General features: G+C 41.1%; 10 protein-coding genes and 2 pseudogenes. 4 read left to right on the plus strand and 8 right to left on the minus strand.

What is annotated here, in order from left to right; all coding sequences use genetic code 11:
• Window positions 1-116: 116 nt before the first annotated feature.
• From pyrR to VB620_RS09720, 3 genes are read right to left on the minus strand one after another with little or no spacing between them, the layout of a single operon-like run.
• Complete coding sequence (pyrR, locus tag VB620_RS09710; RefSeq protein ID WP_323195946.1) at window positions 117-659, minus strand: bifunctional pyr operon transcriptional regulator/uracil phosphoribosyltransferase PyrR; 543 nt, start codon at window positions 657-659, stop codon at window positions 117-119.
• A gap of 27 nt (window positions 660-686) precedes the next feature.
• Window positions 687-1,655, minus strand: coding sequence for an adenosylcobinamide-phosphate synthase CbiB (gene cbiB / locus VB620_RS09715; RefSeq protein ID WP_323195947.1), 969 nt, complete (start codon window positions 1,653-1,655; stop codon window positions 687-689).
• Between the two features lie 16 nt (window positions 1,656-1,671).
• Window positions 1,672-2,115 (minus strand): Rrf2 family transcriptional regulator, encoded by a 444-nt coding sequence (locus tag VB620_RS09720; protein WP_323195948.1) that lies wholly within the window; start codon window positions 2,113-2,115, stop codon window positions 1,672-1,674.
• Between the two features lie 373 nt (window positions 2,116-2,488).
• Here VB620_RS09720 and VB620_RS09725 point away from each other — a divergent pair, with 373 nt between their 5' ends.
• Window positions 2,489-2,872: an AbrB family transcriptional regulator gene (locus VB620_RS09725; RefSeq protein ID WP_323195949.1), complete on the plus strand. Its 384-nt coding sequence runs from the start codon at window positions 2,489-2,491 to the stop codon at window positions 2,870-2,872.
• A 51-nt stretch (window positions 2,873-2,923) separates the two neighbouring features.
• Here VB620_RS09725 and VB620_RS09730 read toward each other — a convergent pair whose 3' ends face one another.
• On the minus strand, window positions 2,924-4,840 hold the full coding sequence (locus tag VB620_RS09730) for a chloride channel protein (protein WP_323195950.1): 1,917 nt from the start codon (window positions 4,838-4,840) through the stop codon (window positions 2,924-2,926).
• A 481-nt stretch (window positions 4,841-5,321) separates the two neighbouring features.
• On the opposite strand from VB620_RS09730, the gene VB620_RS09735 reads away from it, so the two are divergent.
• Window positions 5,322-5,690, plus strand: coding sequence for a hypothetical protein (locus VB620_RS09735; protein ID WP_323195951.1), 369 nt, complete (start codon window positions 5,322-5,324; stop codon window positions 5,688-5,690).
• A gap of 49 nt (window positions 5,691-5,739) precedes the next feature.
• Here the strand turns inward: VB620_RS09735 and VB620_RS09740 are convergent.
• The 3 genes and pseudogenes from VB620_RS09740 to VB620_RS09750 form a co-directional block, all read right to left on the minus strand.
• Window positions 5,740-7,056 (minus strand): annotated as a pseudogene (locus VB620_RS09740) (ArnT family glycosyltransferase); the annotation flags it as partial.
• Window positions 7,057-7,918: 862 nt separating this feature from the next.
• Window positions 7,919-9,211: a recombinase family protein gene (locus VB620_RS09745; protein WP_323195952.1), complete on the minus strand. Its 1,293-nt coding sequence runs from the start codon at window positions 9,209-9,211 to the stop codon at window positions 7,919-7,921.
• Window positions 9,212-9,226: 15 nt separating this feature from the next.
• A complete protein-coding gene (locus tag VB620_RS09750; RefSeq protein WP_323195953.1) occupies window positions 9,227-9,586 on the minus strand; it encodes a VOC family protein in 360 nt (119 codons plus the stop codon).
• Window positions 9,587-10,190: 604 nt separating this feature from the next.
• Here VB620_RS09750 and VB620_RS09755 point away from each other — a divergent pair.
• Together VB620_RS09755 and VB620_RS09760 are read left to right on the plus strand one after the other, a co-directional pair.
• Window positions 10,191-10,346 (plus strand): annotated as a pseudogene (locus VB620_RS09755) (rhomboid family intramembrane serine protease); the annotation flags it as partial.
• Between the two features lie 71 nt (window positions 10,347-10,417).
• The gene (locus VB620_RS09760; RefSeq protein ID WP_323195954.1) at window positions 10,418-11,089 is read left to right on the plus strand and encodes a rhomboid family intramembrane serine protease; all 672 of its coding nucleotides are present in this window, start codon (window positions 10,418-10,420) and stop codon (window positions 11,087-11,089) included.
• 73 nt (window positions 11,090-11,162) lie between these two features.
• On the opposite strand, the gene VB620_RS09765 is transcribed toward VB620_RS09760, so the two are convergent.
• Window positions 11,163-13,319 carry a GumC family protein gene (locus VB620_RS09765; RefSeq protein ID WP_323195955.1) on the minus strand — a complete coding sequence of 719 codons (2,157 nt, stop codon included), beginning with the start codon at window positions 13,317-13,319 and terminating at the stop codon, window positions 11,163-11,165.
• Window positions 13,320-13,427: the final 108 nt, after the last annotated feature.

Below are 13,427 nucleotides of genomic sequence, written 5' to 3' on the forward strand. Positions count from 1 at the left end.
CTGTGGTTAGTTATTCCTTAATTCCTGCGTAAGTCCTTTAGAACCCATTTGATATCTAAGAAGTGGCTACAAGCCGAATAAAACAGATCGCATTAACTAAAGTTCGTGAAGAGAATTTAGCTATTTGCTGACATCAACTCCACGGCATCTTTATCATCCCAATCTTGTAGGTAAACTTTAACTATTTCTTCTTTAGCGGTAGGTAGTTGCTTACCAGTAAAATCTGGGTGAATTGGTACTTCTCGATGACCTCTGTCCACTAAAACTGCCAGGCGAATTACTTCCGGTCTACCATATTCAATTACAGCATTCAAAGCAGCGCGAACTGTCCGACCTTTGAAAATTACATCATCTACCAGCACAACTGTTTTCCCTGTGAGGTCAAAGGGGATGTTAGTTTTGGCTGGAGTTCTTAAGCCAATTTTATCTAGATCATCTCGATAGAATGTAATATCTAATGCCCCCACTGCAACGTTGACACCTTCCAGGGTTTCAATTTGACGTGCTAATAATTCTGCTAATGGCGCACCTCTGGTATAGATACCGATGAGTACCAGTTGGGATAAATCACGGGTCTTTTCCACAATCTGGGAGGCGAGGCGTGTTAAGGTACGGCGCAGGTCTTCTGAGGAAAGGATTTCAACTACTTTGGCAGACATAGTTTAGCTGGGGAATGGGTAGAAGGTTTATTTGTATACTAGTATCAGTAATAAAGCGATCGCTATTCCTAACCACAATAAAAAACAATATCGAGTTAATAATAAAGCAGTTTCAATAGAATTTGGAGTAATAGGGTGAATGGCATCTCCTAGTAGTGGTTTTGGTCTCGGTAATCCGCCATACCAATTTGTACCTCCCATTTGCACACCCAAAATAGCAGCATAAGCGCATTCACTCCATCCTGAATTAGGACTGGGGTCTTTAACTGCATCTCGGCAACATATTCGCCACACATCTAAGGGTTTACGTGATAACAGTGCCAAGGTAATCACCGTTAAGCGACAAGGTAACCAAGTTAAATAATCTTCTAACCTTGCACTAAACCATCCTAAATAAGTATAAGGCGCTTGCCGATAACCCACCATTGAATCAAGGGTACTACTAGCTTTGTATGCTAAAGCTAGAGGAATTAAACCCAAACCGGGTACACAAGCACCAATAATTGCATAAAAAAGCGGAGCCATAACCCCATCAGTAGCATTTTCTGTCACAGTTTCTAACACAGCCCGCAAAATTTCTGGTTCGGAAAGCTGTTGTGTATCTCGACCTACATAATTACTTAAAATCTGGCGAGCTGATGCTATATTTCCGGCTATTAATGGTTCTAAAACTGCTTCAGCAGCTGTGCGGAGACTTTTAAAAGCGAAACAACTGGCTAGGAGAATACTTTCTAAGGCAATTCCCCACAATGGATACCACTTTTTTGCAATTTCAATTATTAACCAACTGATACAACCGCTACCAATTATTAAGGTGAGGGCTAAAAAAATTCCAGCTATGCGTTGTGTAAGAGGATTCAAACTGACTGAAGTAAAAATTTTAGTTAGGCGAGAAATTATCCCACCCATAAATTGTACTGGATGAGGCCAACCCCAAGGATCACCAATGCAGTAATCTAATAATGCTGCAATGATCAAAATCACAGATGATGCCATTTATTTTGATGAATGACTAAACAACAAAACTGGCTTCTTCTCCCAGAGAAGCTTGCCAACTACGAGCATCATAATAAAGATCAGCTAGAGTAATACTGTACAAAGCTTCTTTAAGTTTTTGGTTTAGTCTTTGCCAAAGAGTAAATGTTACCCAATCTTCAGTTTGATCTGGAGTGGGATTGTGATGTGGTAAACGAGTAATAGTTTCGCCCACTGCTTCTAAAATTTGACCTATAGAAATTTGTGCTGGCTTTAATGCTAGTTGATATCCGCCAATGCTACCCCGAATTGATTTGACTAATCCCGCCCGACGCATTTCTATGAGCAACTTTTCCAGGTAAGGTGCAGGAATGTCTTGACGGTGGGCCATCGCTCTTACTGATGCGGGTCCATAGGCTGGCTGTAAACTTAAATCTAGCAATGCCTTTACACTGTAATGTCCTCTGGTAGTTAGTTTCATGCTGGGAATTTTAGGTTTTGTTTTGACCACTGACCAGTCAATAATTACTAATGGTAATGATTGAAAGATCAGTTTTTCGGATGATCTTCTGTTGTCATGATCAAGCTAGCTGAGTATGGAAGTTTAGCCTAGGGCTTTAGGAAACTTAAACAAATATAGTTTAGCAGTGATTTACAAACTCGATATAGTTATGAAGATTCTAGGGAATAGATTTTCTTGACAATATTGATAATTGTGCAACAATTTCACATTAGAGTGTAATATACTTGGCAGGGCTGAGATAAAAACTAAAGGATTTTGTTCCTACTAGTTCATTATCAGCTAAAATCAAATCGATTCAACTACTTGAACCATTCATTTTCCATCTAAGTTGATGCCTAAACTGAAAAAAATAGAACCCCTACAGGGTGAAGAACTGCTGAAAAAAGTTAAAGAGCTAGAAAGCCTTAGCAAAGAAGAAAAAGCCAAGCAGTGCGGCTACTATACCGTGACCAAAAATGGCATAGAGCGTGTGAATATGATGAAATTTCTGAATGCCCTCATAGATGCTGAAGGCATTCAGTTAGACAGTTCACCAAGTGCCAATGGACGTGGCGGTCGCAGTGCTAGCTATAGAATTAGCGTGCAATCAAACGGTAATTTACTTATAGGTTCAGCTTATACAAAACAGATGAATCTACAACAAGGAGATGAGTTTTTAATAACTCTAGGGAAAAAACATATTCGTCTGAGACAGGTAGACGAAGATGAGAAATAAGGTTTAGAAGCCATAGAAGCTTCAGCTTAATAAATTGTCAGTTGTCAGTTGTTAATTGTTGCACTGGCCACTGACTATTAGCTCACTATCAATGATGGTTTCTGATAAATAGGGCTGAATTGCCTTGCGTGTCACAGCCAAGCTGCATATTAAGGCAACTTGTTCTGTTTCTAATAAGCCGAAAATATATTCAGAGTTATCTCTAGCTACCACAGGTAATTGGTGTAAACCTCGAAGAGTCATCCGATCTAAAGCTTCAGATAAGAGTTCATCTGGCCAAGCATAAAGAATTTCAGTGGTACAAATATCAATTAGTGTGGGATAAGATAAATCCTTAATTTCCCTAGTAGAATTGGTGTAATTTTGCGGGACAGATAGAAAGCGATTAATATCTTCCAGAGACAGGATACCAACTAATTTCTCAGCTTGATCAATTACTAAAGCACTGCGACAGCGATCGCGGATCATTTCTACAGCTGCTTCTAAGACTCCCAAAGTAGCAGGTAACTTTTTGGGGGAAGTAACCATCGCATCTCCTACTAGAATTTGCTGCACAATTTCCGCCTGTTCGTCTTTCAACTCAGACAAGCCAATTTGTTGGAGCTTAGAATTAGAGTTAAAGTTTGGCTTAAACTGTTCTGTTACCCACACGCTTAAACCCACTGCGGCCATTAATGGTAAAACAATCCGGTAGTCACGAGTTAATTCAAATAACATCAAAATAGCTGTTAATGGCGCTCTGACACTGGCTGCTAGAACTGCTGCCATACCTACCATTGCATAGGCTGGGGGAGCCGCCATCACTTCACTAATTGCCGGAAATAACAGAGTAATAATCTTAGCGTAAGCAGATCCAAAAGAAGCACCCAGAAACATAGCTGGTGCAAATAAACCACCCACAAAGCCACTACCGCTACTGATGGCAGTAATTAATAATTTTAAGACTAACAAGATCAGCAATAAATGCAGAGAAAACTCGACATCCTGAAGCATGGCTTCTACAGTTTCATAACCGATGCCTAAAATTTGGGGAAATTGTAAAGCGACTGCGCCCAAAATAATACCGCCAATTAACGGATGAATGGGTTGAGGGATACCTCCTAACCAACCAAAACCGGAAATTAATCGAGCAAAGATAGCTTTTACTAAACGAATTGTGGCTAAATAAATCAGAGAAATTAAACTCGCTCCCAAACCTAACCCCAAATACAGGGGTAATTCCAAAAGGCTCCGGACTTGATATACAGGTAAGTCAAAAGCAGGTTGTGCGCCCAAGCCAATTTGAGCAATTAATGCGGCTACTACTGCGGCTAGCAGCACGACACTGACACCAGAGGTAGCAAAGGATGTTGCCCCCATGACGACTTCTAGGGCAAAAAATACCCCAGCAATGGGAGCGTTAAAACCAGCAGCTAACCCAGCCGCCGCCCCAGCACCTAAAAGTAACCTTTGTCGGTCTTGGGAGACTTGGAGAATTACCGACAACAGCATCCCAAAATTTGCACCAATTTCTACACTTGGCCCTTCAGTTCCCAAGGAAGCACCACTACCCAAGGATACAGATGCGGCTAACATTTTTGTGACTGGTCGTAATTGTTGCTTGAGTTCTGTTCCCTGAGAGGCTGCAATCATGGATGAAAGTCCAGGGCCAAAGTCTTGGGCGTACCAACGCATTAATCCCACAATTACGCCCCCCAGGATGGGAACACAGGCGAGAGTCCAGTTACCCCAAATGCTAATTGCACCGATTAACTTGGCTTGCATCAGGTAATTAATTAGCTCGATTAAGTAGTGAAATGTGACTACGCCCATACCAGTCCCACCGCCAATCAGCAGGGCTAAAAAGAGGACGACTGTTTCTGGGGATAGTTGAAACTGGTTAATTAGTTGTGTTAAACGAGTGAAAGGTGTAGGAAATATAGGTTGTTCCGTTACCTTCCTCAGTTCGCTGGGAGGTAAGAGAGTCATTTAGGGGTGGGGTAAATTTTGGAGAATCTGAAAAAAAATGAAATTTTTAGCTGCTACTTCTGATTGTCAGTCATTGTTGATTTAACAGACTATTTGAGTATAATTTTATAGAACCACAGAGATTGAGTTAAAAGACCTTCGGTTTGTGACAATTTTACTCAAGCCTCTAGAGGTCTGAGGAGTTGAGCGCGGTTAGTTAAATATTGAGATCGGCGATCGCTAGTCGAATGTGAGTTATTGCTGACTTATAATCTAGTCAAGAATACATCGTTCTCTCTCAAATAAGCAGTAAACACAAGCCATCCTTAGCTAAATCTAGCTATACTCGTGTAGCTGCCATTCACCCATCTTTCGTAGAAATATAATTGATGTGATTAATGGCTAATTTTCCGATTAAATTATGACGACTACTAAGTATTCCCCCACAATGGAATATAGCTGTTGTTATAGAGCGAGTAAATAGACTAACCGGACGAGGTAGATGAATATACACACCTTTGGGAATGATTATGTTGCTTGCCCAATTTGTCAAAAAAATGCCAAGCAAAGAGTAGCCGAGTCACATATTGGCTTGTTTAGCTGTCCGTATTGTCATCAAAGACTAGTGGTCTGTCCTAGCGGACATTATGTCCGTGATCCCTATATGCTGAGACAAATCATGCTTTGTTCGTCTCTACGTCGTCAAAGTAGTCCTTTAGCTAGAATTATACGAGATTTTATTCTGATTAAGCGACCTATATTAAACTTGGTTGTGGGTTTGGCTATTTTATTCAGTATGATTCCCATAACGCAGCAAAATACAAACTACGATCAGGAATTTCCGATGACGAAGAATATTCACAAAGGCTGAAACGATAAGGGCTGTTTAGCGCTACTCAATCAGCAGGGAATATTTCTTAAATCCAGTAGTTTGATTTCATTAATAGTAGTAGAGAAACATAACTTCCCCACAATAAAATCTTGAGAAATTGCCCATTACCTCGTTCTGCTAATATGGCGGCTAGAGTCATCGTCAAAGCTACAGAGGCAAAAATCAGTTGTAAGTCAGTTTTGGGTACTGTGCCACTGCTGAAATAAATGCTACCTCCAGAAGCCACTACAGCCAATAGTGACAAACCAGCCACCCAAACACGGGGATAGGATGATGTAATAGGTAAATTATCTATTTCTGCTAACTGAATGCCAAAGGCTAAGGCTAAACTAGGGTAAATGGGGAATAAGTACCAAGGTTGTTTGATACTCATGAACGAAATTATCACTAGATAGAGTAAACTCCACACCAGCAAGAGTTTTGCCCAGCTAAGGTTAAGATTTTCCCAAATTAAACGCACAGTTTGCGGTAAAAATAATAACCAAGGCCATGTCCAGAGGAGAATTTGCAGGAGATAGTACCAGGGTGGTGCATTATTTCTGGGAATGCTTTTCCCAATGGGACTAAGGGATTGATTTATCAGACCAACTTGAGTAAAACTTCCACCGTAGTAGAGGATTTGGGCGCTATACCAACCAGCTACGGGTAAAATACCGATGCAGATGCCTATCCAGAAATAGTAACTGGTGAGTAATCTGGGTGTATCCCAAAATAAAAAGACAATGGCGATCGCACCTAGTAAGATACCTAATAGCCCCTGGGTTAAACAAATCAACCCCAATCCCATGCCAATACCCAGACAGTAACGTAAATCCCGGCGCGATCGCAACAGGCACAGCATCATGATCATTAAAAATGTCACTACTACCCCATCTAAAAGCGCTAATCTGCCGTAACGCACCACCGGTAGCATTGTTAAATAAATCAAAGCGCTATAAATAGCTGCCCAAGGTTGACGAAATATTTCTCTGCCAATACAATACAGCAATGGTACGGATAAAGAAGTCAAAATTGCGCTAGGTAAACGGGTAGTCCATTCATTCACGCCTCCCAAAGCATAAGCCCCAGCAATCAGCAAATGGATTAAAGGTGGTTTGTTATGATACGGTTCACCATCTAAAGTTGGGTAAAGCCATCCCATAGAACCTGCTGGTGCAGTCCAAATTTCCTTAGCCACCTGTGCAACAGTCACTTCGTCATCTCCCAGAGGTAGTCCCCCAAGATTGATACTAAATAGTAAGACTGCGGCGAACATCAGTACAATTATCCACACCCAGTCTACCCATTTCTTAACTGGGCGATGCTGTTTTTCTAGATGTCCCCAAATAAAGCTTCCTTCTTGCATACTCTATAATCATCATTTTACTTGCTGGTTTAATCACATCAAGACCTCATACCGTTTGTTGATGAAGATGCGCCTTATGATTTGCTATGGACAAGCTATAGATAAGTGATAAATTTGGCACAATCTCACATAAAGTTAGTATTGGCGAATCTTTGATGTTTTCATCCCCTTACAATATCTAGTCTGAATAATTCCTAACTTCTAAGATTAACGCAATTTTCCCTAAACAGCGATAATTTTTAGATAAATTTAGTCAACTCAGGGGCAATTTATTTAACAATTATTAGGTGCAGAAAATGATACAACTATTAGCAATCTAAATATGCTATTTACCTATAGCAAAAGGTATTCATGAGTTGACATATCATTTGATATATAATCATTTATTTAATGTTTATGTACTGACTTTTTAACTTGTTGGCTTCCAAACATTGATAGGGTACATTTCAACTAAAAAAATCCCTAAAAAATAAGGTAGCATCTGATGCAGGAAATTCAGAGATGATAGTGTCATTTGATTTGTATAACTACCCTGATGAAAAGCTTTAACCAATAATCACAAGGGTTTTTAAGCAATTTACCTCCCCAGTATATTTGTTTCTTATTTTCTCTTCCTATAAAATTTTCCCTATCTGGAGAAAAAAAAGAATAAAAGTATTTTGGGATATTCCAGACTCGAAAACTGAGAATATCAAAGATAACAAGTAAGTGGAAGGAAATAAAGTTAATTAGTAGGGGTCATCATTTTTCCTTAATCCTTGGTAAGGATTTATAGTGTGTTTAACTGTCGCAAAATCATTGATGATTTCCCCAAAGATCAACTAGACTGGTGAAAATCCAGGTAAACTACTGACATCTACTGCTAAAAAATAAAAATTATCCGTAATTCCCACTCTTTTTCGTGGCGAATAATTTCAATTTGTTTGATAAATTCTCGAAAGTAAAACCTTCTTTCTGCTTCTGATAAGTCGAACCAAAACTGAGGGATGGAAATAGCTTGAGTAACAGAACGCAAATTGACTGGGGGAAGTGTGGCTAGTTTGGCTTGGAGTTGAGAAATTTCTGTGCGGACTTTGTAAGCTCTTAACTTTGCGGTTTCATCATCTAAAATACCTGTGGTGACTAAAGCTGGTAATTGTTGGAGTATTTCTTGCTGACGGGCGATCGCTAGACCTAAACTGTCCTTAATAGTAACTAACTGGGGAAAATCCATTCCTCCTACAGCCAAAGGTAAGTCACGGCAAATAATTTCGATAGTATGTTCTAATACCTGCTGGTAAGGAATACCCCGACATTTGGGATGTTGAGAACAGTTAATAGGACGTAAATAAAGATACTCTTGATCTTGGTGGCGCTGGGTGACACGGGTAATTGTGGTGTGGGACTGACAATGACTACAAACAACCAACCCAGCTAAAGAACGGGGGGCGCTAGCAGTACGAGATGGTAAAAGACTGTTGCGGCGTAAAATCCGGTCAATTTGGGCGGCTTCGTCTCTGGATATGATAGGGATATGAGTATCAGAAATAATTTGATTATCCTGATAAGCCGTATCACCGCGATAAACGGGATTAGTTAGCCAACGTCTCCCGGTGGTGACAGAAATTTTTTTACCGTATTTTTTTGCTAAGTAACGCACTGCGCCACGCAGGGAACCATAAAGCAAGAAGTGTTCAAAAAAATCTTTAACTACTGTGGAAGTACTGCGATCAATAGTATATTTTTCTTTACTACGACGATAGCCATAGGGGGCTTTACCTGGAGGGGGTGAACCCTGGAGACGATTATAGGCGTGTCCTTGGCGGATGCGGCGGCTATGTTGCTGACTTTGGATTTCCTGGAGTAATTTCCATAAATCCCCGCCTATCTGGGAATGTTCCGAAGTGTAGGGTTGTTCGGTGGCGATGATCATCATACCCATTGCTTCCAGTTCATGCAAGCGATCGCTCACTTCCTCAAAGGTGTCTCCCAATTCTTCTAAGCGATGTATCAGCAGATAATCTGCGGTTTCAGTTTTACAGTCTGTGATTAATTTTTGTAACTGTATTCTCTTACCCAAATCTTGATAAACTCGATCCACCTCCCAGCCCCAATCATTCGCATCAACCGGAGGTTCTAGTAGAGGATTACTGTAAGAGTAAGCAATAATTTTCATTATCCCACCCCCATATCACTGCTGACTCAATTCAATGATATTCCCATCTGGATCTTGAGTGAAAAGGGCGGCGCGACCGGAAGCACTCATTTGAATAGGATAATTTTGAGCGCGTAACTCTTGTTTAGCAATATCCAAATCAGCCACAGCAAAGGCAATATGAGGATTACGTCCCCATTTTTGATTCGGGTTATCTGTGGGGACAGTAGATGCCACTATCAGGTGAATTTGATAGTTACCGACTTCATACCATGCGCCAGCATACTTCAAAGAGCGCTCTATTTTGGATAATCCCAAGACTTTGCCATAAAAATTTTCAGATTTTTCTAAATCAGTCACGAGAATGGCTGTATGGAGAGAATGAATAATCTGCATTATGTATCTATTGTGAAAATATCAAAGAACTAATGGCAAAGAACACAAAGAAATTAGAGTGAAAAAATACTTCTTGAGTCAGGGCTATTTTCTGAAAATTGAAACCATAGGTAGAAGCAAATGGTGACAAAATTTAGTAGTGTGAGCCTAGTGACTCGTAGATCAGGAAAATACTAGTGGTTCCCATTAAAGATAATAATCCTACAAAAATTACCCCTTATGTGACTTATGCTAAGTCGGGGATGAAAGCCGACTAAGGGCTTTAGCCCTAAGTGATTTTGTGATATACTAACCCTAACAGGAACGGTAATCAACCTGTATAAAAACCCAACTGCCTAGCGGCAATCTGTACCTTGACAATTGAAGATATGGGGTTCTATTCCATAGTTCTAGTTCCTGCCCAGGAATAGGTAAAATCTTCATGGGGGCTAGACGATGCAGAATTTAATTCAAACAAAATTTGGCATAATCCAACTAGGGAAGGGCATTCCCGAAGTCAACGCTTGGGGAGAGAACCACCTCTGGGTTAGATACCGCAAGGGATCTACTCTAAGTGGACTCGATGAACCAAGAATCCCCTCGCCTTTAGGCAGGGGAGTGTCAAGGCATAGCGAGTTTAGAAGCACCCACGAATATTGGTATGGAAGGTGGCGGTATTGCCTATTGGGCCCATGCAGGTGGTTTTGTCTTTGGGGCAGTTCTGGGGCCGCTACTGGGTTTATTTAAAGACAAATCCGATGAAGAATCTGTATCTGGTTAAGTTTCAAAATATCATCGGCTGTTAGCAACACAGGCTATATTGCAAATAATCGATATTTAGGAAAAGCACCTGTGTTTCCCCTCCATGATGAAAACCCGACGCAAACTACCCCATATTTGACTTACGGGTTGATTGGTTTGAACATTGTAGTTTTTCTACATGAAATCAATCTATCCAGTCAAGAATTAGAGCAATTTTTTCAGATGTATGCGGTGGTACCAAGAGAATTAACTAATAATTTTGCCTCAGAATGGACCACTTTATTTACGTCACAATTTTTACACGGTGGTTGGTGGCATCTGATCTCAAATATGGTGTTTCTCTGGGTCTTTGGTAACAATATTGAAGAGCGTATGGGTCATTTCAGGTATCTGATTTTTTATTTAAGCTGCGGTGCTTTAGCTGCTTTGTCTCAGTGGTTTATTGGTATGGATTCCAGTATCCCTTCTTTAGGAGCTAGTGGTGCGATCGCTGGAGTTCTCGGCGCTTATGTGATTCGGTTTCCAAAATCTCAGATTTTAACCTTAGCCTTTTTGGGTTTTTTCGTAACCACCATCAGGGTTCCGGCAATTATTCTTATAGGTATTTTCGTGATCCAGAATGTGATATCTGGTCTTCTGAGTTTACAAGCTGTATCTAATATGAGCGTAGAAACAGGCGGTGTGGCTTACTGGGCGCACATCGGTGGCTTTGCTTTTGGGATGATTATTTCTCCATTATTCGGCTTATTTCGGCGCGACTAATTTACTAAGGGGAGTGGGGAGAAGAGAAAATGCGACTCCCTACCCTCTTAATTCCTGATTTTTGTCTTGTTGTTTAGATATTACTACCTGCGCCAACTTCTGACAAAATTTCGGGTTCTGAGTTAATTGAGTAAGTGTCAGACGGAGAAACAATAATATCAGCACCGTTGATAATAACCCCTAACAAACCCAGTTCAGATTCAACTAGTTGATCAATGGCTTCTCCTAACATATTTTCTTGGGTATGGTTAGGACGTGCTACTAAGACTATGCCATCACAATAGGGTTGAATTAACAGAGGATCGTTCGATAAACTGAGATGATGAGTATCTATAATTACCAAGTCAAAACGTTCCCGAACATCATCCATGAGTCTCCGCATTTCGCTTGATTCGAGAATGGCGGCTGATGGAGTTACGGGACCAGGGCTAGGAATAATGTATAAATTTTCCACTTCAGGAACTAAGCGGATACACTCATTCAACCTAGCATAATAGCGCAGGGGTTCAACGGAGACATCGCCATCGGGGATAACGTTTAGAGATGAAGCATGAGATGGCGATCGCAAATCTGCTTCGATAATTAAAGTTCTTTTACCAGCCAGGGCGGAGGCTACCGCTAAGTTATAAGCTGTTACCGTTTTTCCTTCTTGACTACTAGTGCTGCTAATTAACAAGACTTTGAAGTTTTTACCACCAATACGGCGCACATTGCTGCGAAACTTTTCATAAAACTCCAAATAGGGAGAATCAGGGGAAAGTATTACAGGTAATGCTCCTTGAGCCAAATCATCAACAGGCATTATAGGTAATTCTCCGAGAAGGGGAATTTCCCGTTGTCTGAGGCTGTCGCGGATATCCTCCTTGGTTTTGAAAGTTCCTTCCAGGGAACCTAGCAAAAATATCACCCCACCGCCTACTAGTAAGCCCAGGAAAGCACCCACACCCAAGGTCAGAGGTACACTCTGAGGTGAACCACTATCACTCTCAACGTTAGGTATTCTGGCAATTGTTAAGCTACTAACTGTTTCAGCTTCTGCGGTTTGAGCATCTGTTAACTTTGCCTGCATTTGGTCAAAGATGGCTTTTTTCAATCCTACTTCCTGGATTAAGCGCGATCGCTCTAGTTGCTTGTTGGGGATTTGAGAATACTCTTGCCGCAGCCGCTCTTCTTCTCCCACTTGTTGAATTAGTTGCTGTTGGAGTGTTTCTCGTTGGGTTTCCAACGCCACCATCTGATTAGCAAGTTGTTGTCGCGCTGGATCTAAATTACTTTGGGCGCGAATACCAGAAACATCACCTGGTAAGGGGGCTGCCGCACCGTCACCACCTACTACCTCAGCCGCCCGTTGTTGTAATAATTGTTCAATAGATTCTTTTTGACGAGTCAACTGAATCATTGTGGGATTTTCAGGTCGTAAATCCTTACTAAATAAAGTAATTTGAGATTCTACCTGATAAATTTGCGATCGCAAGTTGGATAGAATCGGATCAGCACTTAACGCCGAAGAAACATAAGCTTGTCCGGCATTTAAACCTAACTTATCTTGCAAACTGCCAATTTGGGCATCAATACCTGCAATAGTCAGTTGAATTAATCGTTGCTGATTTTGGCTATTAGTGACTGCACCCAGCAAACTACCATTTTCAGCCGCTAATATTGCCGGGCGTTCTCGGCGGTCATACTGTTCCAACTTTTGTTCTGCTGCTTCCAGTTCCGACTTAGCCTCGGGTAAGCGCTCATTAACTTTTTCAATAATTGCCTTTAATCGCCCAGTATTAATCTCACTGCTGAGGGCAATCATAGCTTGCATTAATTCCTGCAATGTCTGCTGCGCCCGGTTCTCGTCACTATCCTGATATCTCAACTCAATAATTGTCGATCGCAGTTCACCTGACCGAGTTCTTTCTGGGAGAGTCAGAGCCGTCTTGGAGCTAATCTTTGAGGGAGTGATACCGACCTTCGTGGATACGGCTTGCAGGATCTGGTCTGATAGCAAAATTTGCTTACTCAGTTCTTGTCCTTGTTGTTGAATTTCAGTACCAGTAACAGAGAATGAAACTGGCGGCCGCGTATAGGCAAGTGCGCCATCTGCTGTATAGGTCGGCGGGGGTTCTGGCTGAATTGCCACCACAGTTGATCCGGCGACCACTAAAGCAAAACTGGCTAATCCCATCCACTTGTATTTATCAAAAGCAATCAGATAGCGCTTAACAATTGGTGGAGTCATGGCAGAGGCATATATAAACAGATTCGAGTTTAGTCAATAGTCAATAGTTCTGAATTATTATTCATTATTAATCCTTCATTAGTCACCCCCTGCTTATTTCCTATATTC

This window comes from Nodularia harveyana UHCC-0300 (genome assembly GCF_034931085.1).
Taxonomy (GTDB): Bacteria; Cyanobacteriota; Cyanobacteriia; order Cyanobacteriales; family Nostocaceae; genus Nodularia; species Nodularia harveyana.

Bases quoted from the DNA above. Each gene is read 5' to 3' on its own strand.
- pyrR (WP_323195946.1), bottom strand. From the start codon at position 659: ATGTCTGCCAAAGTAGTTGAAATCCTTTCCTCAGAAGACCTGCGCCGT.
- cbiB (WP_323195947.1), bottom strand. From the start codon at position 1,655: ATGGCATCATCTGTGATTTTGATCATTGCAGCATTATTAGATTACTGC.
- VB620_RS09720 (WP_323195948.1), bottom strand. From the start codon at position 2,115: ATGAAACTAACTACCAGAGGACATTACAGTGTAAAGGCATTGCTAGAT.
- VB620_RS09725 (WP_323195949.1), top strand. From the start codon at position 2,489: ATGCCTAAACTGAAAAAAATAGAACCCCTACAGGGTGAAGAACTGCTG.
- VB620_RS09730 (WP_323195950.1), bottom strand. From the start codon at position 4,840: ATGACTCTCTTACCTCCCAGCGAACTGAGGAAGGTAACGGAACAACCT.
- VB620_RS09735 (WP_323195951.1), top strand. From the start codon at position 5,322: ATGAATATACACACCTTTGGGAATGATTATGTTGCTTGCCCAATTTGT.
- VB620_RS09745 (WP_323195952.1), bottom strand. From the start codon at position 9,211: ATGAAAATTATTGCTTACTCTTACAGTAATCCTCTACTAGAACCTCCG.
- VB620_RS09750 (WP_323195953.1), bottom strand. From the start codon at position 9,586: ATGCAGATTATTCATTCTCTCCATACAGCCATTCTCGTGACTGATTTA.
- VB620_RS09765 (WP_323195955.1), bottom strand. From the start codon at position 13,319: ATGACTCCACCAATTGTTAAGCGCTATCTGATTGCTTTTGATAAATAC.